The sequence below is a fragment of the Novosphingobium sp. ES2-1 genome, from assembly GCF_015169775.1.
Classification (GTDB): Bacteria; Pseudomonadota; Alphaproteobacteria; order Sphingomonadales; family Sphingomonadaceae; genus Novosphingobium; species Novosphingobium subterraneum.
Genome location: NZ_CP063445.1, coordinates 1,331,118 through 1,353,073 on the forward strand (window position 1 = coordinate 1,331,118; position 21,956 = coordinate 1,353,073).

Sequence of the window (21,956 nt, forward strand, 5' to 3'; positions counted from 1 at the left end):
GCGCGGTCAGTCGTCCGATCCGCCCGACAGCAATCGCGCGATGGCAAAGCCGGCCACCGCGGCAACACCGATTGCCACGCCCGGGCTCTTGCGCACGAATTCCTTCACGTCCTCGCCAAGCTCGCCAAGGTCCTTGGCTTCGAGCTTTGCCGCGGTCTCCTGGATCGAACGCGCTGCGCTGCGAGCATAGTCGCCGTACTGCACACCCAGCTTTTCGTCGATCATGGTCGCAGTGTCGGAGATGGTCTTGCCCAACGCGCCGAGTGCGTCGCTGGCCCGGGCCTTGCCTTCTACGGCAAGGGCCGCGCCCTTTTCCTTTGCCTGCCCCGCGTAAACCTTGGCTTCGTCGACCCAGTCTGCGGTCGTGCCGCTGACCTTGGCCTTGTAGGCAGCACCCTTTTCCATCGCCTCACCCTTGAGAGCTTCGGCGCCAGCCTTTGCCTCCTCGATAGCCTTGGTAAAGCGGCCCTTTGCAGTATCTGCGGCGCTTTCGTTGGTGTCGGCTACAGTGGCGACCACATTCTCTGCCGCCTTCGAAGCGCGCTTCTTGGGGGTGTCAGCGGGGGTCATTGTGGTGTCGGCCATGTTTGTTTCCCTTCGGCAGTTCGCACGGGTGCTAGACCCTCGATATGGGCGGTCTTGTCCATCTTGCTAGACCCTTGCAGCGGAATGCAAGAGCCTTGGCGCACAAGACCGGCCCGGATAGGCATGTTGCACTGCAAACGCGGCTTGCTTGCCACGGTTCCAGCCGATAGGAGCCGCGGCAACCTTGGCGCTCAATTCTCGCCGAACTGCAGGGAGCAGATAATGACCGCGATCATCGACATCCATGCGCGTGAAATTCTCGACAGCCGTGGCAATCCCACCGTTGAAGTCGACGTCCTTCTCGAAGACGGAAGCTTTGGCCGCGCTGCTGTTCCCTCAGGTGCATCAACAGGCGCCCACGAAGCAGTCGAACTGCGCGATGGCGACAAGGCCCGCTATCTGGGCAAGGGTGTGACCAAGGCCGTCACTGCGGTCAACTCCGACATCGCGGAATGCATCCTCGGCATGGACGCTGAAGATCAGCGGGACATCGATCTCGCCATGATCGAGCTCGATGGGACTGAAAACAAGGGCCGCCTGGGCGCGAACGCGATCCTTGGCACCAGCCTCGCAGTTGCCAAGGCAGCGGCGGACGCCCGCGGACTGCCGCTTTACAGCTATGTCGGGGGTGTGGCTGCTCATGTTCTACCGGTACCGATGATGAACATCATCAACGGCGGTGAGCACGCCGACAACCCTATCGATTTCCAGGAATTCATGATCATGCCCGTCGGCGCGCCGTCGCTGGCCGAAGCCGTGCGTTGGGGAGCGGAAGTGTTCCACACCCTCAAGAAGGGTCTTCACGAAAAGGGCCTCGCAACGGCGGTCGGAGACGAGGGCGGGTTCGCTCCGAACCTTGCCAGCACGCGCGACGCACTCGACTTCGTGATGGCGTCCATCGAGAAGGCGGGCTTCAAGCCCGGTGAAGACATGATGCTCGCGCTCGATTGCGCCGCAACGGAATTCTTCAAGAACGGCAAGTACGAAATCAGCGGAGAAGGCCTTTCGCTCTCGCCCGATGCCATGGCTGACTATCTCGCCGCGCTCTGCGACGCCTATCCGATCATCTCGATCGAAGACGGTATGAGCGAAGACGATTTCGAAGGCTGGGCAGCGCTGACTGCGAAGGTTGGCAAGCGCGTGCAGCTTGTGGGAGACGATCTCTTCGTGACCAATCCCAAACGTCTCGAGATGGGCATCGGAAAGGGCTTGGCAAACTCGCTGCTGGTCAAGGTGAATCAGATCGGGTCGCTCACCGAGACGCTCGAGGCCGTGTCGATCGCGCAGCGCAATGGCTACACCGCAGTCATGTCGCACCGTTCGGGCGAAACCGAAGATGCGACCATCGCTGACCTGGCGGTTGCCACCAATTGCGGCCAGATCAAGACCGGCTCTCTCGCCCGCTCCGATCGTCTCGCCAAGTACAACCAGCTCATCCGCATTGAAGAAGAGCTGGGTGTATCGGCGCGTTACGCCGGCAAGGCTGCCTTCGGTCGGCTTGGTGCCTGATCTTCGTAATAACTGAACTTGCGTTCGGAGGGGCAGCCTCAATTTGAGGGCGGTCCCTCTCACGCAGTTTAATGTGCTATTCTCAGTGAGCGCTTCACGATGTCCTCTTCGCTCTGCAGATCACCGGCGATATTCGAAAAGTAGGCCACCATTTTTTCGTAGCCATCGCTCGACAGCCGGACGAACACGCGGCGGGCGTCGGTCGCATCGGCTTCACGGACGATCAGGCCTTTGTCTTCAAGCACCGTCAACCAGCGCAATGCGGTGGTGGCTGGCACTGCCGCCCCGATGCATGCGCTGGTGACCGGCAGTCGCTTGCGTTCTTTCGCGGCGATAAAAAGGTCCAGCAGGATGTCCCAGGCTGGCTCTCCAAATAGGGTCGCGTCTGCGAAAATGTCCAACCGCCGGCGCCTGTCGCGATAGGCGGTTCTGGCGACTTCGGCCCAGACGTGGCTATCCTTCGGGATGGTGATGGCTTCCCGGTCGATCTGCAGTTCACCTTCGTTCAATTCCATTTCATGGGCCATCGCGAGCAATTCATTGGCGACGGAAATGAGTCGCCTGGCCCGTGACCTCACCTGTTCCCTGCCCATCCCATCACCCCTACTGTGCGCCCGCAAAGCGCTTCACGGGACCAGTCCGCCATCAGCCTTGTTAGCTTTGCGAAATTGGCAGGAGTGCGTGGCGCAGCCATTCGGCGTTCCACTTAGGGCTGGCTCGTAGTCCTTGGGGTATGGCCAAAAGAAATCCGCAAATTTCAATTATATGATGCAATGATGACGTGTTGTATTCATCCGTAGTTGAACCAGAATGGAGCAGGTTCAATGCTCACCGGACGACAGTCTACGTTTTGGTGAGATCAGGTAGCGCCAAACTCCCCAGGCATTTATGAGCAGCAATGCGCCGTTCTGTATTACGAGCGAACCTGAATTGCTCCTCAACCCCGACACGATCCACGTGATTGCCACCGCCATGAACAGGACGAATCCCCACCCCGTCCAACGACGCCCCAGGTCTGCCGCTACGAGACTCGCCGCGACAATTGTACCCAGGGCTGCAAACCATTCGAGTGGGCCATCCACATCGCTGTCCTTTCTCCATGTGTCGTTCTGCCAAAACTGCGGACGACGGAGCGTTCCCTCGCACTGATTTAATCGGTCATTTGAATCGCCCTTCCAAAGTATGGCAGTCTCTGTCAGCCTGCATTCGGGAGAACGAGATGGCTGATTTTCCGACGCGCGCCGACGAGGTCGACGTCGCATGGCTTGAAGTGCAACTTGCCAAGGCCGGTGTGCTGGGTGACGCGCGGATTGCTGATATCGAGTGGCAGGCAATCGGTACGGGGCAGGTGGGCGATACCGCACGGTTCACTTTGCGATACACCAACAATGCACCTCAGGCTCCAGCAACTGTCGCTGCAAAGTTTCCCTCAAGCGATGCTACCAGTTGCCAGACCGCGGCCCTGTTCTCGCTCTATTCACGTGAAGTCATGTTCTACCGGGAAGTGGCATCTCTGACACAGATGCGGGTACCGCAGGTCTATGCTGCTATGCTCGACGACAACGGTTGCGATTTCGTGCTGCTGTTCGAAGATCTTGGTCCCTGTAATGCCGGAAACCAGCTGGCGGGATGTACCTTGCCTCAGGCGCAAGCAGCCATGCGCCAAGCTGCAGCCCTGCATGCGCCCACTATGGACCATCCCGTGCTCGACGCTGCATGGCTGCAGCCCGACCCGCAAGCGAGCCAGATGTTGCGGGACCTGTACCCGCAAGCCCAGGCAATCTTTCGGGATCGCTATGCCGATGCCCTGGAGCCCGATCTCATGGGGGTCTGCGAGGCGTTGAACGAGAATCTCGACCTGTGGTTCGATCGGAAACATTCACGCCGGTCCTTCCTCCACGGAGATTTTCGGCTCGACAACATGCTCTTCGGGATCATGGGAGGTCAGCAGCCCATTGCCTTGGTGGATTGGCAGACGGCGGCGGCAGGATGCGGCTTGACCGACGTCGGGTACTTCCTTGGCTGTGGCATCGGCTCGGAATTGCGCCGCCCGAACGAACGGGCGTTGCTCGACATCTACTGCGCTGAAATGACCCGTCTGGGCGCGCCACTTACTCTAGACGATGTCTGGGACGACTATCGCATTGGAGCGCTCCATGGTGTGTCTACCGCCGTTTTCAGTGCCGCTTTCGTGGTGCGCACTGACCGTGGTGATGCCAATTTCCTGTCGATGGCTCGCGGTGCCTGCGAACTTGCGCTTGAACATGACAGTCTCGGGGCGCTGAAGCGCCGGATGGAGCTTGCCTGATGTTGACCAAGGGAGACGACTATCCGCTGCACCAGACCCCGGAACCGATTGCCTATGCCGGTACGGACCGTAACTTCTACGATCGATACTTCTTTAATGGCTATGCACCCGACGGCTCCGGGTTCTTTGCGGTTGCACTCGGCATCTACCCGCATCTGAACGTCGCTGATGCCCATTTCTCCTGCATTCGAGAGGGAGTTCAGTACAACCTCCATGCCTCGCGCGAACTGAACATGGAGCGGTTCGATCTGGTGGTCGGGCCCATCAGCATTGAGATTATCGAACCCCTGAACGTCCTTCGGGTACGAGTGCGCGGGGAAGGGCTGGCGGCGGACCTCACTTTCACCGGCCGCGCTTTTCCGATTGAAGAGCCACGGTTCATCCATCGTATCGGCCCGCGGACGTTCATGGACTACACCCGCCTGACGCAGAACGGCCGCTACACGGGGTGGATCGAAGTCGATGGCGAAAGAATTGATCTGGCCACCGGAACTTGCGGCACCCGTGACCGCAGTTGGGGTGTGCGTCCCGTCGGCGCGTCCGACGCTCAGCCTCACGGGCATGGCGTGGTCTCATCCTTCTTCTGGCAATGGACGCCGGTTAATCTGCCAAATCGCAGCCTGTTTTTCCACATCAACGCTGATCGCCATGGTGCGCCGTGGAACACTCGCGCCGTGATCGCACCGGACGGTGGCGAAACGGAATCGTTCTTCGAAACCCCCGCCGCAGCCATGGTCTCCCCGATGCAGCCGGGCACACGGTGGCCCGCTGGCGGGATGCTGACCATCCAGCGGCCCGAAGGTTCGTTGGCGTTGACGTTTGAACCGCTCGTGAGATTTCAGATGAGGGGGCTTGGCTACACCAGTCCCAAGTGGGGGCATGGCCTTTATCATGGGCCGCTCGCCGTCGAGCGCGAGGACTTTGTCCTGGCTGACCTCGACCCGATGGCTCCAACGCTCGACAATCTCCACGTCCAGATCATCTCTCGCGTGTCCACCAGCGATGGCGAGACCGGCATCGGTGGTTTCGAGCAGCTTGTTATCGGCCCATATGGCCCGTGGGGCCTCACTGAATATTTCGATGTCGGTGCGTAGCCCCGCAAAGGCTGTCGGCGTGCTTGCTATGGTCGCGATCGGCCTCGTTGTCGGTGCTGCATCGGCGATCATTGCGCTGAAGCACGTCGGCATGGGAAGCGAGGAGTACAGCGGCTGGAGTGGCAGCCGCGTAACCGGATCGGCCGAGGCGGGGCCCTTGCTGCGTGCCAGAGTGGCGCTGACAGGACTGCTGGCGCTCAACCGCAGCCAGGCAATCTATTTCACCCGCAAGGTCGATGATCTTGGCGAACCCCTGCGAGAGGACTGCCATTACCGGCTGGTCGGCGGGCCGTTGCCGGGGAAGTGGTGGTCAATCACCGCATATGCCTCTGACGACTACCTTCCGCAGAACAAGGACGACGCGCTTTCTGTCGACGCCTCGGAAGTCACGCCGGACCAGCGTGGCATCTGGGAGGCGGAAGTCGGCCCGTCGGCCAATCCGGCCATGCCGTGGCTGTCAACCAGGCAAGCGGGCGAGTTCGACCTGACGCTGCGAATCTACAATCCTGCTTCGCAAGCACAGCGGGATTTTGCTTCGATCGCATTCCCGAAGGTCGAGCGCATTTCGTGCGGAGAAAGCCGGTGAGGGGCCGGGTGCTATATGGCGTTGCCTTCATCGCGGCAGTGGCTGTCGGTCACATGGCAACGATATTGGCAGCGCCTCAAGTCATAATGCACATCGCGATGCGGAGGCTCTCCGGCGACGGAGAAAGCGTAAACGTCTTCCGCTTCGCAGATCGCACGACCGCAGCTTCCCGGCAGATCGTTCGTCCGTCGCCAGACCTTGCCTACGCCAGTTGCGTCTATGACTTGTCTGCCGGCCCGATACTTGTCGATGTCCCGCCCAGCCCAAACAAGGGCTACGTATCGGTATCGGTCTTCGCGGCGAATACAGACAACGTGGCGGTGATGGATTCACTGCGCAGCCCGGACGGCATCCGCTTTATCCTTCAAAAGGAAGGTGGGCTGGTTCACCCCGTCGAACTGCCGGTCATCTACACGCCAACGGAGCGGGGCATCATTCTCGATCGTAGGTTGGCGCCTACCCAGAAGGAATTTGATCTGGCCGACAAGGCGCGCCGCGACGATCGCTGCGCGCCGGTTGGCTGATAGGTCAGGCCCAGCGTTCGCGAAGTGCAAGCAGGGCGAGTGCAGCCTTCGCTGCTTCGCCACCCTTGTCCTTCTGCGCAGGATCGGCGCGCACGATGGCCTGCGCTTCGTTCTCGACGGTTAGGATACCGTTGCCGATAGCGACGCCATCCATTGTCAGCGCCATGATGCCGCGTGCGCTTTCCCCGGCTACGATCTCGAAGTGATAGGTTTCGCCCCGAATGACCACACCGATGGCGACGTAGCCGTCGAAATCCCCTGACTCATCTGCGAGGGCAATGGCGCCGGGAATCTCGAGGGCGCCGGGTACAGTGAGTACTTCCACCTTATGGCCTGCTTCCTTTAAAGCGGCCGTGGCACCGGCGATCAGCATGTCGTTGAGGTGGTCGTAAAACCTGGCTTCGACGATCAGAAACTTGGCCATTGGAACTTGATCCTTCAGTGATTGCACATCCGCAGGGCGCGTTTGCGCCCGCCATAGTGCGAGCTTGGCCGGTAGGCCATGGGCGAGATTGTTCGGCCGCTGATTCTTGCAACCGATTCGCTTGGTGAGGGGAAATAGCGATCTAATTTAGCATATGCACACTAGAATGTCGTATCATGCATAGATTTCCCCATTACGATGTCATGCATTTTCATGCAAACCTTGCCAGAATGGTCTCTTCTGCAACGGCATTCCCCTACGGAAACCCGCACTTTTAATTATCCGGTTGACAAAGAATTGCTGAAGTTATGTCCTGTCTCCAGGTCACCCGCGGTTAATGACGGGGGCCGCTGGAGAGAGAGGTCTGACTATGAGGGGCAAGCTTTCCCTGCTTGCGGGCGTGTGCGCCGCAGCCGTCGCTACACCGGTTTTCGCCCAGAGTGCGCCGCAATCCGCCGATGAAGGCATTGGTTTGCAGGAAATCATCGTTACTGCGCAGCGCCAGGCCCAGTCACTGCAGGACGTGCCGATCGCGGTCTCTGCATTCTCGGCAGAAAACCTGACTAAACAGCAGATCCAGAACTCGACTGACCTGCAGCTTTCGCTGCCAAACGTGACATTCACGAAGACGAACTTCACGTCCTCCAGCTTTACCATCCGCGGTATCGGTGACTTGTGCGTTGGCGTCTCCTGCGACGCCGCGACTGGCATCCATCTCAATGACATGCCGATGGTTTCCAGCCGACTTTTCGAAACCGAATTCTTCGATCTCGAGCGTATCGAGGTGCTTCGCGGGCCCCAGGGGACGCTGTTCGGGCGAAATGCGACATCGGGCGTGGTCAACATCATTACAGCGAAGCCCGACCTGTCAGGCTTCGGTGCTGCAGGCGAGGCTGACTACGGAAAATATAACTCTGTCCGGCTGAAAGGTATGGTTAACGTCCCACTGGGCGAGACGCTGGGCGTCCGCGTGGCGGGCATGTATAATCGTCGTGACGGCTATACCTACAACATCGGCACAAACAGCCGTATCGACGGTCGCGACATGTACGCATTCCGTGGTTCGCTCCGCTGGGAGCCAAGCCCCGATACAACCATCGATCTTTCGGCATACTATTTCCGCGAAAACGACAATCGCAGCCGCATCCAGAAGCAGCTTTGTCATCGTGATCCGACCGGGGTTCTGGGGTGCTTGCCCGACAAGCTTGCAAACGAGACGACAAACGCAGACTCGACCCTCGCCTCGCTGCTCTCTTCGCGGGAATTCCTTGGCATTGCCGTTTCACCAGCGTTTGCTGCGCTTGGCCTCGGCAGCATCTACAGCAACGACGGTGACGCCAATACCGGTGTGGTTAACCCGGCAGACGTCCGTACTGTCGACATCGATTACCTGCCGACCTATTTCGCGCAGGAAGAAGTCTACCAGGGCAAGCTGCAGCAAAGCCTTGGCACCGGCCTGACGCTGAACGTCACGGCAGGGTTCTCGCGAAATACGGTCCGCAGCCGTTCTGACTACAACCTCGCCACGCAGCGCAGCCTGGTCGGCAACCCGGGTCTGGCTGCTCTAGCTGCATTCGCACAAAGCCCGACGCTGGGCTTTGCCTTCGCCCCGATTGCGGCAAGGCTTATCCCCAACGGTCCCACCGGAAAGATCTGTCAGTCCGACATCGATCCGAACAACGTTGGCGTCTATGGTGCTGGCAACAAGGCAGTCTGCGCCAACACGTCGCTTGATTTCGACGAGTCCGGACAGGAATACAAGCAGTACGCTGCCGAGGCGCACATTGACTCCGATTTTGACGGGATGTTCAACTTCCTGATCGGCGCAAATTACCTGCGTGGCATCACGACGAACAACAATTACTACGTCAATTCATTCGGTCTCGATTATGCGGCGGGCCTTCTCGGCGCGGCGGCAGCAGCAACTGGTGCATTCGGTCCCCAAGCTGTATTCCGTCCTTCGCCCTTCTTCCGCAGTAACACGGCGCGGGGTACGCTCGACAGCTACGGCATCTTCGGTGAGACCTACTTCAAGTTCAATGACCAGGTTAAGCTGACGCTTGGCCTGCGTTATAACCACGACAAGAAGTTCACCCGGGCACGCACCACCTTGCTCAGCAACGGCCTGTCGAGTGAGTTCGCCGGCGGTGGTGCAATCTACGCTCCCGTGGGGGCACAAGCGCTCGAAAATGCCTTGAACTATGCAACGGCTGGCGACTTCGACAAGGGTACTGCTGGCGTGCAGGCATTCCAGGAACGCTCGGTCAGCTTTGGCAGATTCACCGGCCGTGCGGTGCTCGATTACCAGATCAGCCCGGACAACCTGATTTACCTGTCATACTCGCGCGGTTACAAGTCAGGCGGTATCAACCCGCCGCTTTCGGTCGGCTCGGTCAATGACTCGTTCAAGCCGGAATCGGTCGATTCCTTTGAAATCGGGTCGAAGAACCGCTTTGGCGCCCTGCAACTGAACCTCTCGGCGTTCTACTATCGCTACAAGGATCTGCAGCTCAGCCGCATCACCGCGCGTACTTCGGTCAACGACAACATTGACGCGAATATCTATGGCGTTGAAGCAGAAGCAATCATGGCTCCGACGCGGAACCTGCTGGTCAACCTGTCGGCCAGCTATCTCAAGACCAAGGTGGTAGGCGATCAATTCTTCGTCGATACCCGTGACGTGTCGGCGGGGCGCTCGGACACCGTGATCATCAAGGACATCACGCTTGGTTCGAACTGCGCCGTAACCGGCGTCAGCGCTGCGGCGGCAAATGGCTTCGTAAACGCCATCAACGCCGGTGTCGGCCTGCGTCCGACCACCCCGATTCCCGGCACGAACACCACTGGCGCGTTCTCTATCTGCGGTGCGCTTGCAGCGCAGGCGGCTGGCGCCGCTGGTGCCGCCTTCGGTGGCATCCGGGTCAGTTCGGGCATCGAAAAGAACGTCCGGGGCAACGAACTGCCGCAGGCGCCGGAGTTCAAGTGGTCGGCTGGTATCCAGTACACCATCGAGATGGGCGACATGTCGATCGTACCGCGTTTCGACATCAACTACACCGGTGAAAGCTACGGCACGATCTTCAATGGCAACATCAACCGGATCAAGGGCTACGAGGTCATGAACGCCCAAATCCAGCTGAACGGCCGCGATGATCGCTGGTACCTGCGTGGCTACATCCAGAATATCACCAATAACAACGCAACGACCGGTCTGTACGTGACGGACCAGTCTTCGGGGCTGTTCACCAACATCTTCACGCTGGAGCCGCGCCGCTACGGTGTGGCTGCCGGCTTCAAGTTCTGACCTTCGACGTCGAACCAGACGCGAAAACCTTGCGCCGGAGCCTTCGGGTTCCGGCGCTTTTTATGTCAAGTCAGTCGAACGCCGCCTGAGGGACCCCGCTGCCGTCGTACACCGGTTGCTTCTGGACCACGCGATACTTGTCGACCTCTGCACCGGTCATGCCGGCCTCTGCAAGGTAGCCGGCCATGGCGCGGTAAAGTGGCCCTTCGAGATGTTCGGCCAGCGCCTCGATGCTGTCCCATTCCTCAAACACCCAGATACGGTCAGGCTTGAGCGGATCGGCATTCCAGACATAGTGGATGCATCCGCGCTCCTCGTACGTCGGCAGTATGAATTGCGCGCCACCGCGAACAATCGCTGCCGCATCCTTGCCTTCAAAGTCGATCCATCCCCACAGTGTCACCCTCTCCACGCCTGCTCTCCTTGTTCGTGATGACAAAAAGCTAGGCGCGCATACGCCAAGGCGGAATTGGCGTTTCCATCAGGTCTGGCTGATTGGGAGGTGGTGGACGCACTAGGGCTCGAACCTAGGACCCGCTGATTAAGAGTCAGCTGCTCTACCAACTGAGCTATGCGTCCGTACCCGGCAAGGGGCCGCTTGGTGGCGGCGAGGGGAAGGCGATGGTGGTGGACGCACTAGGGCTCGAACCTAGGACCCGCTGATTAAGAGTCAGCTGCTCTACCAACTGAGCTATGCGTCCATGCCATCAGGCATTCCCGTTCGGGAGCCGCCCCAATAGCGATTTTATCAGCCCTGCCAAGCCCCAAATTTGCGTTTTTCAGGACAGGCTTCGTTGGCCTGACCGGCTCCAGCGCTCCACGGCCATGATCGATCCGATGCAGATCATGTTTGTCATCATGGAGGATCCGCCATGGCTCATCCAGGGCAAGGGAATACCGACCACCGGTGCGAGGCCCATGACCATCATCAGGTTGATGCACATGTAGAAGAAGATCGTCATGGTCATGCCCGCTGCCAGCAGGCGTGAGAATCGATCCGGTGCCCGGTTGGCGACCTTCAGGCCCCAGCGGAAGATCAGGCCGAACACGATCAGCACGAAGAGGCCGCCTACCATGCCCCACTCTTCAGCCATCGTCGCAAACACGAAATCCGTGTGCGCTTCGGGCAGATAGTTCAGGTGGCTCTGCGATCCGTTGCCGAACCCCTTGCCAATGATCCCGCCCGAACCGATTGCGATTTTCGACTGCGTGATGTGGTATCCGGTGCCAAGCGGGTCGCTTTCCGGATCGAGGAACACCAGCACGCGATTACGTTGGTAGTCGTGAAGCAGAAAAAAGAAGGCAAGGGGCGCAGCGATCAGGCCAGCGGCACCCGCGCCAAGAAACCAACGCAACGGCAGGCCTGCAAGAAACATCACCATCACCGCGCCGAAACTGATCGCAAGGCCCGTGCCCAGATCGGGCTGCAGCATGACCAGACCTGCCGGAACGGCAAGCAGTATGACTGCGGGCACGAGTCCACGCCAGCCCTGGGTCTCGCCGATGGGAAGGACGGAGTAGAACCACGCCAGCACCAGCACGATGCCGGGCTTCATCAGTTCCGAAGGTTGCAGCGTCATAAAGCCGAGGTTCAGCCAGCGTTGACTGCCACCACCGACGCCGCCGATCAGCTCGACGAGGACCAGCAGCAGGCATAGAACCACGTAAACCGGCATGGCCATGCGCCTGAACAATTCCTGTGGCAGACGGGCAATGACCATCGCCATCACCAGGAAAACCGCAAAGCGCAGCAAATGCGACATCGACCAGATTTCGAAGCGCCCGCCCGCAGCCGAATCCAGCACCGCCGCACCAAAGGCAACCAGCGCGATAAGAGGAAGCAGGACGCTCCAAGGCTGTCTGGCTATCGCCGCCGGTACGTAGGCGCGCGGCATTATTGCACACCCGCGGATACGGAAGGCGCAGTATTCGGCGCAGCCGGTTGCAGGACGACAACGGGTGGCGGTTGTTCAGGTTCAGGCCGGGGCGCCGCAGCGTCAGTCTGTGCGGTTGCTGGTTCTTCCGCTGTCTTTCGGCCATCCTCTACCCGTTCGGTCAACGATTCGTCGTCCGGCACGGTCTTCGGGGCGGTCTCCCCATACTTGGCGGCAAAAGCGTTGTATCGTGAAGACATGCGCTGCTGCACGTTGCCGCCCCACTGCTTCTCGAACTCCTCGAGCACAGCCATCGCCTTGTCCGGTGCAAAGATGTAGGTCATGACATCGCGCGCGATCGGATAGGCGGCTGCCGAACCGCCGCCGTGTTCGATCACCACCGCGCAAGCGTATTTCGGCTTGTCGAACGGTGCGAAGCAGATGAAGTGCCCATGGTCGCGGTACTTCCAGGCCCCGCTCTTGCCGTTGGCAATGTTGAGACCGACCACTTGCGCGGTACCGGTCTTGCCGGCAAGCAGCACGTTGTCCACCGGCAACCGTGCCCTGCCAGCCGTGCCACGGCCATTGACCACCTCGCTCATGGCCGCATGAATGTAATCAAGGTGTTCCTGCGAGAAACCCATCGACTTCACAGGCGGAGCATTACGATCAAGCAGCAGTCGCGGCATGACTTCACGCCCTGATGCGATGCGCGAAGCCATGACAGCCTGCTGAAGCGGATTGACCAGCATGTACCCTTGGCCGATCGTTGCATTCACGGTGTCGTAAAGGGCCCACTCCTTCTTGTATTTGCGAAGCTTCCACGCCGGATCGGGAACCGTGCCATAGGATTGGCCGGGGTAGGGCATCGGGAATTCCTGCCCAAGCCCCAGCCTGCGCGCCATCGCAGCGATCTTGTCCATCCCGATCTGCTGCGCGAAATGGTAGAAATACACGTCGCAGGACTGGTAAATTCCCTTGGCCATGTCGACCGTGCCGTGGCCGCGCCGGTTCCAGCAGTGGAACACGCGATTGCCAACACGCAGGCCGCCACCGCACCCAACGCTCGCATTGGGATCGAGCCCGGCCTCAAGGAACGATAGTGCCACCATCGGCTTGACGGTCGATCCCGGCGGATACAATCCTCGTAGCACCTTGTTGCGCAGCGGCACGTGGTCATCTTCGGACAGCATCTTCCACTCGACACGGCCGATGCCGTCGGAGAAGCTGTTGGGATCGAAGCTCGGCATCGATGCCATGGCAAGAATGTCGCCGGTCTCGCAGTCCATGACCACGACGGAGCCTGATTCCAGCCCGATGCGCCGGGCAGCATAGTCCTGAAGCCCCGCGTTGATCGTCAGGGCAATCGGTTTGCCCGGCACGTCTTCGCGAGTGCCGAGATCGCGAACGATACGCCCAGAGGCGGTCGCTTCGACACGGCGGGCTCCGGGCACCCCGCGCAGCCGAGCCTCGAAGTGCTTCTCCAGCCCGTCCTTGCCGATCTTGAAGCCGGGGGTGATCAGGAGTGGATTGCGCTCCTTCTCGTAGTCTTCGGCTGATGCCGCACCCACATAGCCCACAAGATGTCCTACTGACGCGCCGGCTGGATAGTACCGAGAATAGCCTCGTTGCGGGATGACGCCGGGCAGTTCCGGCAGACGGACCGAAACCGCTGCGAACTTGTCCCAGTCCAGACTCGAGGCGACTTCAACGGGCTGAAACCCCCGTGCCTTGTCGAGCTTGTCGCGGATATCGCGCACCTTGTCGGGGGCAAGTGACAGCAAGCCTGCCAAGGTGGCCATTGTCCTGTCCGGATCGTCGACCCGGTCAGGAATAAGATCGACGCGAAAATCAGCGCGATTTGCGGCAAGCGCCTTGCCAAATCGATCCAGCACCCAACCCCGGCGCGGTGGAATGAGCGTGAGGTTCACGCGGTTGCTCTCGGATGCGGCCTGGTACTTCTCGTTCTGCGCTACGGCAAGATAGCCAAGCCGCGTTGCCAAAAGCAGGCCCACGCCGCCCTGAAGCGCACCCAGCACGAAGCTGCGTCTCTCGAACCGATTGGTCAGGATCGCCGAGGTGACCGGCAGCCTTTGCCGCATGGTCAGATCCTCTTCAGCGGAAGCAGGCGGATACGGTCGAGCAGAGCCACCAGTCGCGTATTGACCGGATAGAGCACCACCGAAATCAGCAACTGCGGCACGATCACCGTGGGTAGGGGATAAGCCACCGCGAGCCCCGCCAGTGTGGATGTGAGGAAAAGATAGGCAGCAATCAGCGTGCTGGCTGCCAGCCAGTCCTGAACGAAGCCCCGCCACAGGAACTTTTCGTCGATCAGCTCCATGACGAGCATCGTCGCAGACCACAGAACGATGCCCGATCCGAACGGCATGCCAGAGTAGAGATCATCGAACAGTCCCAGCGGCAGGCCGGCCCATAGCGGCAACATTCCGGGGCGCATCATGCGCCAGGCAAGCAGCATCATGTAGGCGAATGGCGGCATCACCGGGGCAGAGGCTATCACCGGTGAGAAACTCGCCATCGATGCCAGCATGATCGTGGCCCATGGAAGACCGATTGCAAGGACTGGCCAAGGCTCGCGATTGATCCGCTTTCGCGCGATCTCTTCCGGCGTTCCGCGCAGCGGGCCGAGCATTACGGCTCCCCTGCGGCGGTTTTGGCGCCACGTTCCTCGATTGCCTCCATCTCTGTACGAGCTGCCGCGCTGTAGGCGGGCTCGACGATGACGAATTCGTTGTCCGCGGGATCTGCGGCGAGATGGCCGATGGCGCCGTCGCGATGCGGGTCAGTTGCCACCGCCACGGGGATGCCGGGCGGATAGAGCCCGCCGGACCCCGACGTCACGAACACATCGCCAGCCTTTACCGGATTGATGCCCTGGTTGATCAGGCGGATGTCTATGCGGCCGTTGGAGGCCCCTTGAACAAATGCCGTCAGCCCATCGCGGGCTCGCTTTACGGGAACGACGTTCTCCGGATCTGTGACGAGCAGCACGCGTGCCGTTCCTGGACCTGCTTCAACAACGCGGCCGATCAGGCCCGACGCCGCCCGCACCGGGAGTCCTGGCCGGACACCGCTCGATGTTCCGGCGTCGATGATCGCATAGCGCCGCGTACTGGCAGCGGTCGATCCGATCAGTCGCACAGTGGCGATCGGCTTGCGTTGCGGATCGACGATACCGAGCAGGGCCTTGAGCCTGCGGTTCTCATTCTGCAGCGATTGCATCGACACCGCGTTGGCACGTGCCGCCTCTACCTCCCGGCGAAGCTCGGCATTCTGGCGGCCGGCATTGAAGTAGGCTCCGATCGCAGCGAACACGCCCTGGCCGGTAGTCCGCCCGGTCGCGCCGGCCCGTCCGACTGGTCGGGCGACTTCGGCAGCTGCGCTTCGCGCAAAAGAGAATGCATCCGGATTTACGAGCGAAGTGATGAGCACGGCAACACCGGCCACGACGCCCAGAATGGCGACAACGTAGCCGGTGAAGATTCCGTACTGCGCCCTGCGCGAATAGCCCGGGCGCCGGTCCTGCGACCGCGCCATCCGTTCAACCCCTTCAATCCGACGCATGGAACCGCGCCGCGATGCAACCCGTGTGCCTCAGCAATACTCGAAATGCCTCAGGCGGTCATCAGCACGCCGCGGTAAATCTGGTCTTCCATGGCGCGACCGGTGCCGAGCGCCACGCACGACAGCGGATCTTCGGCGACGCTGACAGGCAGGCCGGTTTCCTCGCGCAGATGCTCGTCGAGACCGCGGATCAGCGCGCCACCACCGGTCAGCACGATCCCCTGGTCGACAATGTCGGCAGCAAGTTCAGGCGCCGTGTTTTCAAGCGCGATGCGCACGCCTTCAACGATCGCGCCGATCGGTTCGGACAGGGCTTCAGCAATGTTTGCCTGCGTGATCGTGATTTCCTTCGGCACCCCGTTGACCAGGTCACGTCCCTTGATGTGGATCGTCTCGCCGATGCCGTCGGCCGGGGCCGTGGCAATACCGTAGTCCTTCTTGATACGCTCCGCCGTGGCTTCACCGATCAGCAGGTTATGATGACGGCGGACATAGGAGACGATCGCTTCGTCCATCTTGTCACCACCCACGCGCACCGAGGTGGTGTAGGCAAGGCCGCGCAGCGAAAGGACGGCAACCTCGGTCGTACCGCCACCGATGTCGACCACCATTGAACCGACCGGTTCGGTTACCGGCATGTCGGCGCCGATCGCCGCAGCCATCGGTTCAAGAATGAGGTAGACCTGGCTGGCACCCGCATTGCTGGCCGCGTCGCGAATGGCGCGGCGCTCGACGCTGGTGGAACCCGAGGGCACGCAGATCACGATTTCGGGATAGCGCAGGAGGCTCTTCGACCCGTGAACCTTGCGGATGAAGTGCTTGATCATCTCCTCGGCCACTTCGATATCGGCAATCACGCCGTCGCGAAGCGGGCGGATCGCCTCGATGTTGTCGGGCGTCTTGCCCATCATCATCTTGGCATCGTCGCCCACGGCCTTGACCCGCTTGATCCCGTTGATCGTCTCGATGGCGACGACGGAAGGTTCGTTCAGAACGATGCCGCGATCCTGCACATAAACCAGCGTGTTGGCCGTGCCGAGGTCGATCGCGATGTTCTGGGAACCGAACTTGAAGAATCGGGAAAAGATCGAAGCCATCTAAGAATCCGTGATAATCTGCGGTTTGGCGCACGGGCACGCGCCAGACCCCTCCAGAAAGTGCGCCCGGGAAGGCGGCTTCCTAGCAGGCGCTTGGCGCAAAGCCCATGGGTTTGTGCGGGATTGGACGGATAACTTCACCACTTGTCTCGAAATAAATCGGCTTCGGCGCTAGTCGTGTCAGGACCATGCGAGTCATCCGCCGCCTTCCCGAAACGCTCATCAACCGCATCGCCGCCGGAGAGGTGGTCGAGCGCCCTGCAAGCGCGCTCAAGGAGTTGGTTGAAAACGCCATCGACGCCGGCGCAAGCCACCTCCACGTGCGCCTGTCCGAAGGTGGGCTGGCGATGATCGAGGTGTCGGACGACGGGTGCGGCATGCGGCCCGACGAGATCGAGCTCGCGCTCGAACGTCATGCCACGTCCAAGCTCCCAGACGAGGCGATCGAGATGGTCGAAACCCTCGGCTTCCGTGGAGAAGCCCTGCCATCAATCGCCTCCGTCGCTCGCATCACCATCGAATCCCGACCGCAAGGCACCGCCGATGGCTGGAAGCGCGTGGTCGATAACGGTGTTCTCGTGTCAGAAGGACCTGCTGCGCTTCCCCCGGGGACGCGCGTCCGGGTGGAACAACTGTTCGAGAAGATCCCCGCGCGCCGCAAGTTCCTGCGCAGCCCGCGTTCGGAATGGGCGGCCGCTTCCGACGTCGTTCGCCGCCTCGCCATGGCCCGGCCTGACATAGGCTTCACCCTGGAACATGATGGCCGCCGCGCGCTTCATGTGCAGGCCGGAGACACGCTCGAGGCGCGGGTCGCTCAACTCGTTGCCCGTGAACTGGCCGGAAATTCCGTCGAGGTGGACCTCTACCGGGGTGATTATCACCTCACCGGGATAGCCGGATTGCCAACCTACAATCGCGGCGTTGCCGATCACCAATATCTCTTCGTGAATGGGCGCCCTGTGAAGGATCGCCTGCTGATCGGTGCGGTGCGTGGTGCCTATGCCGATATGCTGGCACGCGATCGCCATGCAGTCCTTGCCCTGTTCCTGCAGGTCCCGGCGAGCGAAGTTGACGTCAATGTCCATCCCGCCAAGTCCGAAGTCCGTTTCCGCGATCCGGCCCTCGTGCGCGGCATGGTTGTCTCTGGCCTGCGCCATGCGCTGTCCACAGGCGATCAGCGCAGTGCGCAAGCTCCTTCGGCAAGCGCAATGGCGGCTTGGCAGGCAGAGCCGATCGTGCCGTCACCCTCGCCCGGTACGCAGGGAAGCATGTTCTCGCAGCAATGGCGCCCCGAGACGCGCGTGAGCGAGGCTGGGCAAGCGTGGCGTGGCTACGAGCAATCCGTGCTGGCGCCGCCTCAGGCGCGAGCCGAAGTCGCCGTCGAACCGGTCACTGAATCTGCACGGCATCCCCTTGGCGTTGCCCGTGGACAGATCTCCAACACCTATATCGTTGCAGAAGCGGAAGACGGTCTCGTGATTGTCGATCAGCATGCGGCGCATGAACGTCTCGTCCTCGAACGGCTGCGTGCTGCCGGGGCAGGGCAGGGCACTGCACCCGCTCAGGCGTTGTTGATCCCGGAAGTTGTCGAGCTTGAAGAAGTCGCGTGTGACCGGCTGGAAGAAGCGTCGCCCAAGCTTGCCGAGTTCGGTCTCGCGCTGGAGCGCTTCGGTCCTGGCGCGATGCTGGTACGATCCGTCCCTGCGGCCTTGGCCAAGGGGGATCCGGCACAACTCGTGGCGGATGTGGCAGATGACCTAGCGCACCATGGCGATGCCTTGCTCCTGGGAGAAAAGCTCGATCTCGTCCTGGCGACGATGGCCTGCCACGGTTCGGTGCGGGCAGGGCGGACATTGTCCGTCGTGGAGATGAATGCCCTCTTGCGCGAAATGGAAGTGACACCCCGCTCGGGGCAGTGCAACCATGGCCGTCCAACATGGGTCAAGCTGGCCCATGCCGATATAGAAAAGCTGTTCGGGAGAAAGTGATGCTGCACGCCAAGGCGCAGATTGCCGTGTTGTCCGCCATGGTTCTCGGACTTGCCTCTTGTTCAGACAAGGAGCCAACCGATGCCGAAGCTGTCGCCGCAGTGGAGGCAGCGCAGGACGGCAAGCCACCGGTCAAGCCATTGGCGCTGCAGCCGATCCTCTACCCGGATATCAGCCAGAACAAGCTCCACGGCACCGGCTGTGCATTCGTCGCCGAAGGCGGCGGCCTTGGCGCAGTCCTGTTGGCGCAGGACAAGCGCGGAGTTATCAAATATGGCGACCACATCCAGGTTCTTGCGCCTGATGCCGGTTCTGCAAGGATGCCGAAGGGCAGCTTTTCGCGTTATACCGGCAAGGAAAATGCGGTCACATTAACGGCTGACGGCCCGGTTACACCCGTAGGCACAACCGAACAGTTCAAGGGCAGGATGATCGTGACCGACGCGTTCGAGCGCCCGGTCTATGAAGCGACTGGTGACGTTCAATGCAAGGCGATCTGACCCGTCAGGTAGCAGCCTTCTGGTCCCGTACGCGGATCAGTCCGATGGATTTCATGGTCATCACGACCACGCCGTCCTGATTATAGACGCGCACGTTCGAGCGGAAGCTCCCCATCTCCGGACGTGACGCGCTTCGCTTCTTGTCGACAATTTCCGTTTCGACCGAAAGCGTGTCACCTGGATAGACGGGCTTCAACCAGCGTATCTCGTCAAGCCCGGGTGACCCGAGCCCAGCCTGCTTTCGTTCCTTCAAATTCTCCACCAGCATCGCCATGGTCATCGCGCAAGTATGCCAGCCGCTGGCAGACAGCCGACCGAAATGGGTCTGCGCCGCCGCCTCGTCGCTCAGGTGGAACGGTTGCGGGTCGTACTTTGACGCAAAATCGATCACTTCCTCTCGGCTGACGGCATATTTTCCGAACCGCTGGATCGCGCCGGGCTCGATATCTTCGAAGTACATCATTCGGTCAGGTTCGCTGCGTCGAGCCATAAAGTCAATCGCGCGATTAAATGCTGATTGCCCGCAAACCCTTGGCTGGCGGGGTAGGGTCCGGAATGATCCGGTACCGCGCAGTGATGATGCTGAACACGCCGAAGAGCAGAAGCCCTGCTGCCACGAACTGGAAGCCAGTCTCCATGTCTCGCAAATTGTTGATGGCTTTGCCCAGCGAGACGACCTCTTCGCTCTCGCCGAACCATGCGGTGCGCAGCAGTGACCACCCGATCAGGGCCATCACCACAGCCCGTGCAGCATGGCCGGCACGGCCGATCCAGCATGTGAAGCGAGGCGCTCGCGAAGAAACATGGCGCATGAAGCCCGCCGTAACGGCGCTGCGTGCCTGGAATATTGCTGCAATCAGGATAGCTACGCCAATAATCCCCAGAAGAGTGCTGCCAAAGGGGAAATCAAGCACGCCACTAGCCATCTCGGCGGACGAATCTTCACCTGCACCACGGGCGCCGCTGGCTATCCGTGCGGCTGTCCAGGCAAGGCCCAGATGGATCACGGCGCTGGCGAGATAACCCACTCTCGATGCGCGCCCCTTCCAGGATGTGCCCTTGCGTTCGATATCGAACAGGGCTGCGGAAAGGCGATAGAGTGCGTAACCGACCAGACCTGCGGATGCGACATAAAGGACCACCGGTCCACCCGGAATGGCATTCAGCACGCGGAAGATGTCGCCGGCACCATCGTCAATGTCAGACTTTCCCGCAGTCAGGGCAAGGTATCCAAGCAGGACATAGACAAGGCCGCGTGCAGCAAATCCCACTCGCGCCAGCCACACCACTTTCTCCGACTTGTCGACCACCAGCGCGTTCCTCTTTCCAGTTCGGGCATGGAACGCGCCGGAGGCCAACCGGTGCCGGGCCGGTCAGTTCATTGTCGGCATGAAAAGCATCCACAGGGCCATGCCGACCATGACGACATTCTCGGTGAGCGACACAAAACCCAGCGGGACGCGCCCCGATCCGCCCACGCAGGCACACTTGAGCTCGCGCTTCTGGACATAGACTGCGTAAAAGACCGAGATGCCGCCGATGGTGCCGATGAACAGGGCAATCGGGATGGATAGCCAAGGCAGTGCCCTCGCTGCCATCAACACGCCGGCCAAGGCCTCGCCGAATGGATAGAGATAGGCATAGGGAACCCAGCGCCTCGCGAGCAGGTCGTAGCCAAGGAACATGGTCGCAAACCGGTCGACGTCCTGCAGCTTGAGCATGGCCAGAAGCGCCATGGCGAAGGCGATGAACCATTCGATCGCCCTTCCAGTGAACGGCGTGCCAAACGTCGCAAAGCTTATCGCGAGCGCCAGCGCTCCGGCGATCGCGAAAACGGCCAGAACAGGAACGTAGCTCGTGGCATCAGGATCGGCGACTTTCAGGCCAAGGAAGCGCCGCGTATCGTCATGGCCGCCAATGCGTTGTCCGTTGATGAACACCTGCGGCGTAGTCTTGACATCATGAGCCTGCTTGAAGGCATCGGTCTCTTCTCGGGTGCGGAGCCAGTGGTCTTCGACCTCATAGCCTTGGCGTTCGAGAAGATGTTTCACCTTCACGCCGTAAGGGCAGATGTGCGTTGGCATGACCATGCGATGCAGCACGGCGGTTCGATTCGGGGTGTATGCTTTTGTCATGAAGCTGCCTATAACTTGCGTACCATGGTACGGAGTCAAGCGATATGGCGATGACGATTTCCGAACTCGCCAGAAGCGCAGCCGTCGGGGTCGAGACGGTGCGCTTCTATCAACGCAAAGGCCTGTTGGATGATCCCCGGCCAGCCCGCACCGGCAGGGAGGGGCGCAGGCACTATGGCCCCGATGATTTGCGGCGTCTGCGCTTTGTGCGCAGCGCCCAAGGCGCCGGCTTCACTCTTTCGGAAATCGCCGAATTGCTCGCACTCGATGCCGGGCATGACCGACCGCGCGCCCGACAGATGGCAAAAGCACGTCTGGAAGCGATCGATCAGGAGATCGCGCGCCTTGAGACGGCGCGACAATCGCTTCGCAAGCTTGCCCGAGAATGTGCAAAAGGCGACGCCGGACCGTGTCCGATCATCGCCGCCTTCGAGAACTGA

At 60.7% G+C, this 21,956-nt stretch carries 21 protein-coding genes and 2 tRNA genes; 9 read left to right on the top strand and 14 right to left on the bottom strand.

Annotation, left to right across the window (positions count from 1 at the left end; all coding sequences use genetic code 11):
* Window positions 1-6: 6 nt before the first annotated feature.
* Entirely contained in the window at window positions 7-585 is a 579-nt protein-coding gene (locus IM701_RS06335; RefSeq protein WP_193828123.1) for a hypothetical protein, read from the bottom strand.
* Between the two features lie 222 nt (window positions 586-807).
* Between IM701_RS06335 and eno the strand changes: the two genes are divergently transcribed.
* Window positions 808-2,094, top strand: coding sequence for a phosphopyruvate hydratase (gene eno / locus IM701_RS06340; RefSeq protein WP_193828124.1), 1,287 nt, complete (start codon window positions 808-810; stop codon window positions 2,092-2,094).
* Window positions 2,095-2,162: 68 nt separating this feature from the next.
* On the opposite strand, the gene IM701_RS06345 is transcribed toward eno, so the two are convergent.
* Window positions 2,163-2,687: a MarR family transcriptional regulator gene (locus IM701_RS06345; protein WP_039331229.1), complete on the bottom strand. Its 525-nt coding sequence runs from the start codon at window positions 2,685-2,687 to the stop codon at window positions 2,163-2,165.
* A gap of 626 nt (window positions 2,688-3,313) precedes the next feature.
* Between IM701_RS06345 and IM701_RS06350 the strand changes: the two genes are divergently transcribed.
* Genes IM701_RS06350 through IM701_RS06365 form a run of 4 tightly spaced genes read left to right on the top strand, consistent with a single transcriptional unit; the run spans window position 3,314 to window position 6,606 of the window.
* Window positions 3,314-4,402 carry a phosphotransferase family protein gene (locus tag IM701_RS06350; RefSeq protein ID WP_193828125.1) on the top strand — a complete coding sequence of 363 codons (1,089 nt, stop codon included), beginning with the start codon at window positions 3,314-3,316 and terminating at the stop codon, window positions 4,400-4,402.
* Window positions 4,402-5,496, top strand: a complete 1,095-nt coding sequence (locus tag IM701_RS06355; protein WP_193828126.1) for a hypothetical protein — start codon at window positions 4,402-4,404, stop codon at window positions 5,494-5,496. Before IM701_RS06350 ends, IM701_RS06355 begins: the two co-directional genes overlap by 1 nt.
* Complete coding sequence (locus tag IM701_RS06360; RefSeq protein WP_039331224.1) at window positions 5,483-6,082, top strand: DUF1214 domain-containing protein; 600 nt, start codon at window positions 5,483-5,485, stop codon at window positions 6,080-6,082. The genes IM701_RS06355 and IM701_RS06360 overlap by 14 nt, the downstream gene beginning before the upstream one ends.
* Window positions 6,079-6,606, top strand: a complete 528-nt coding sequence (locus tag IM701_RS06365) for a DUF1254 domain-containing protein (RefSeq protein ID WP_193828127.1) — start codon at window positions 6,079-6,081, stop codon at window positions 6,604-6,606. The genes IM701_RS06360 and IM701_RS06365 overlap by 4 nt, the downstream gene beginning before the upstream one ends.
* Before the next feature lie 4 nt (window positions 6,607-6,610).
* On the opposite strand, the gene ribH is transcribed toward IM701_RS06365, so the two are convergent.
* Window positions 6,611-7,030 carry a 6,7-dimethyl-8-ribityllumazine synthase gene (ribH, locus tag IM701_RS06370; protein WP_039331220.1) on the bottom strand — a complete coding sequence of 140 codons (420 nt, stop codon included), beginning with the start codon at window positions 7,028-7,030 and terminating at the stop codon, window positions 6,611-6,613.
* A 370-nt stretch (window positions 7,031-7,400) separates the two neighbouring features.
* Here ribH and IM701_RS06375 point away from each other — a divergent pair, with 370 nt between their 5' ends.
* The gene (locus IM701_RS06375; RefSeq protein ID WP_052241876.1) at window positions 7,401-10,334 is read left to right on the top strand and encodes a TonB-dependent receptor; all 2,934 of its coding nucleotides are present in this window, start codon (window positions 7,401-7,403) and stop codon (window positions 10,332-10,334) included.
* A gap of 70 nt (window positions 10,335-10,404) precedes the next feature.
* Here IM701_RS06375 and IM701_RS06380 read toward each other — a convergent pair whose 3' ends face one another.
* The 8 genes from IM701_RS06380 to IM701_RS06415 all read right to left on the bottom strand — a co-directional run bounded on the left by IM701_RS06380 (window position 10,405) and on the right by IM701_RS06415 (window position 16,893).
* Window positions 10,405-10,746, bottom strand: coding sequence for a putative quinol monooxygenase (locus IM701_RS06380; protein ID WP_193828128.1), 342 nt, complete (start codon window positions 10,744-10,746; stop codon window positions 10,405-10,407).
* A 91-nt stretch (window positions 10,747-10,837) separates the two neighbouring features.
* Window positions 10,838-10,913: transfer RNA gene (locus IM701_RS06385), tRNA-Lys, on the bottom strand.
* Between the two features lie 46 nt (window positions 10,914-10,959).
* Window positions 10,960-11,035, bottom strand: a tRNA-Lys gene (locus IM701_RS06390).
* A 78-nt stretch (window positions 11,036-11,113) separates the two neighbouring features.
* Complete coding sequence (gene rodA / locus IM701_RS06395) at window positions 11,114-12,229, bottom strand: rod shape-determining protein RodA (RefSeq protein ID WP_039331216.1); 1,116 nt, start codon at window positions 12,227-12,229, stop codon at window positions 11,114-11,116.
* On the bottom strand, window positions 12,229-14,310 hold the full coding sequence (gene mrdA, locus IM701_RS06400; RefSeq protein WP_062347848.1) for a penicillin-binding protein 2: 2,082 nt from the start codon (window positions 14,308-14,310) through the stop codon (window positions 12,229-12,231). The genes rodA and mrdA overlap by 1 nt, the downstream gene beginning before the upstream one ends.
* A gap of 2 nt (window positions 14,311-14,312) precedes the next feature.
* Entirely contained in the window at window positions 14,313-14,864 is a 552-nt protein-coding gene (locus tag IM701_RS06405; RefSeq protein WP_039331212.1) for a hypothetical protein, read from the bottom strand.
* The gene (mreC, locus tag IM701_RS06410) at window positions 14,864-15,769 is read right to left on the bottom strand and encodes a rod shape-determining protein MreC (protein ID WP_039331210.1); all 906 of its coding nucleotides are present in this window, start codon (window positions 15,767-15,769) and stop codon (window positions 14,864-14,866) included. The genes IM701_RS06405 and mreC overlap by 1 nt, the downstream gene beginning before the upstream one ends.
* A gap of 77 nt (window positions 15,770-15,846) precedes the next feature.
* The gene (locus tag IM701_RS06415; protein ID WP_039331208.1) at window positions 15,847-16,893 is read right to left on the bottom strand and encodes a rod shape-determining protein; all 1,047 of its coding nucleotides are present in this window, start codon (window positions 16,891-16,893) and stop codon (window positions 15,847-15,849) included.
* Between the two features lie 188 nt (window positions 16,894-17,081).
* Between IM701_RS06415 and mutL the strand changes: the two genes are divergently transcribed.
* A complete protein-coding gene (gene mutL, locus IM701_RS06420) occupies window positions 17,082-18,881 on the top strand; it encodes a DNA mismatch repair endonuclease MutL (RefSeq protein WP_193828129.1) in 1,800 nt (599 codons plus the stop codon).
* On the top strand, window positions 18,881-19,381 hold the full coding sequence (locus IM701_RS06425; protein WP_193828130.1) for a hypothetical protein: 501 nt from the start codon (window positions 18,881-18,883) through the stop codon (window positions 19,379-19,381). Before mutL ends, IM701_RS06425 begins: the two co-directional genes overlap by 1 nt.
* Window positions 19,382-19,385: 4 nt before the next feature.
* Here IM701_RS06425 and IM701_RS06430 read toward each other — a convergent pair whose 3' ends face one another.
* From IM701_RS06430 to IM701_RS06440, 3 genes are all read right to left on the bottom strand, one after another.
* Window positions 19,386-19,844: a MaoC family dehydratase gene (locus IM701_RS06430; protein ID WP_193828131.1), complete on the bottom strand. Its 459-nt coding sequence runs from the start codon at window positions 19,842-19,844 to the stop codon at window positions 19,386-19,388.
* Between the two features lie 43 nt (window positions 19,845-19,887).
* Window positions 19,888-20,691 carry a DUF1206 domain-containing protein gene (locus IM701_RS06435; protein WP_193828132.1) on the bottom strand — a complete coding sequence of 268 codons (804 nt, stop codon included), beginning with the start codon at window positions 20,689-20,691 and terminating at the stop codon, window positions 19,888-19,890.
* A gap of 63 nt (window positions 20,692-20,754) precedes the next feature.
* Window positions 20,755-21,516: a MauE/DoxX family redox-associated membrane protein gene (locus IM701_RS06440; RefSeq protein WP_039331197.1), complete on the bottom strand. Its 762-nt coding sequence runs from the start codon at window positions 21,514-21,516 to the stop codon at window positions 20,755-20,757.
* Between the two features lie 44 nt (window positions 21,517-21,560).
* Between IM701_RS06440 and IM701_RS06445 the strand changes: the two genes are divergently transcribed.
* A complete protein-coding gene (locus IM701_RS06445; RefSeq protein ID WP_193828133.1) occupies window positions 21,561-21,956 on the top strand; it encodes a MerR family transcriptional regulator in 396 nt (131 codons plus the stop codon).

Bases quoted from the DNA above. Each gene is read 5' to 3' on its own strand.
- IM701_RS06335 (WP_193828123.1), bottom strand. From the start codon at position 585: ATGGCCGACACCACAATGACCCCCGCTGACACCCCCAAGAAGCGCGCT.
- eno (WP_193828124.1), top strand. From the start codon at position 808: ATGACCGCGATCATCGACATCCATGCGCGTGAAATTCTCGACAGCCGT.
- IM701_RS06345 (WP_039331229.1), bottom strand. From the start codon at position 2,687: ATGGGCAGGGAACAGGTGAGGTCACGGGCCAGGCGACTCATTTCCGTC.
- IM701_RS06350 (WP_193828125.1), top strand. From the start codon at position 3,314: ATGGCTGATTTTCCGACGCGCGCCGACGAGGTCGACGTCGCATGGCTT.
- IM701_RS06355 (WP_193828126.1), top strand. From the start codon at position 4,402: ATGTTGACCAAGGGAGACGACTATCCGCTGCACCAGACCCCGGAACCG.
- IM701_RS06360 (WP_039331224.1), top strand. From the start codon at position 5,483: ATGTCGGTGCGTAGCCCCGCAAAGGCTGTCGGCGTGCTTGCTATGGTC.
- ribH (WP_039331220.1), bottom strand. From the start codon at position 7,030: ATGGCCAAGTTTCTGATCGTCGAAGCCAGGTTTTACGACCACCTCAAC.
- IM701_RS06375 (WP_052241876.1), top strand. From the start codon at position 7,401: ATGAGGGGCAAGCTTTCCCTGCTTGCGGGCGTGTGCGCCGCAGCCGTC.
- rodA (WP_039331216.1), bottom strand. From the start codon at position 12,229: ATGCCGCGCGCCTACGTACCGGCGGCGATAGCCAGACAGCCTTGGAGC.
- mrdA (WP_062347848.1), bottom strand. From the start codon at position 14,310: ATGCGGCAAAGGCTGCCGGTCACCTCGGCGATCCTGACCAATCGGTTC.
- IM701_RS06405 (WP_039331212.1), bottom strand. From the start codon at position 14,864: ATGCTCGGCCCGCTGCGCGGAACGCCGGAAGAGATCGCGCGAAAGCGG.
- mreC (WP_039331210.1), bottom strand. From the start codon at position 15,769: ATGGCGCGGTCGCAGGACCGGCGCCCGGGCTATTCGCGCAGGGCGCAG.
- IM701_RS06415 (WP_039331208.1), bottom strand. From the start codon at position 16,893: ATGGCTTCGATCTTTTCCCGATTCTTCAAGTTCGGTTCCCAGAACATC.
- mutL (WP_193828129.1), top strand. From the start codon at position 17,082: ATGCGAGTCATCCGCCGCCTTCCCGAAACGCTCATCAACCGCATCGCC.
- IM701_RS06425 (WP_193828130.1), top strand. From the start codon at position 18,881: ATGCTGCACGCCAAGGCGCAGATTGCCGTGTTGTCCGCCATGGTTCTC.
- IM701_RS06430 (WP_193828131.1), bottom strand. From the start codon at position 19,844: ATGATGTACTTCGAAGATATCGAGCCCGGCGCGATCCAGCGGTTCGGA.
- IM701_RS06440 (WP_039331197.1), bottom strand. From the start codon at position 21,516: ATGACAAAAGCATACACCCCGAATCGAACCGCCGTGCTGCATCGCATG.
- IM701_RS06445 (WP_193828133.1), top strand. From the start codon at position 21,561: ATGGCGATGACGATTTCCGAACTCGCCAGAAGCGCAGCCGTCGGGGTC.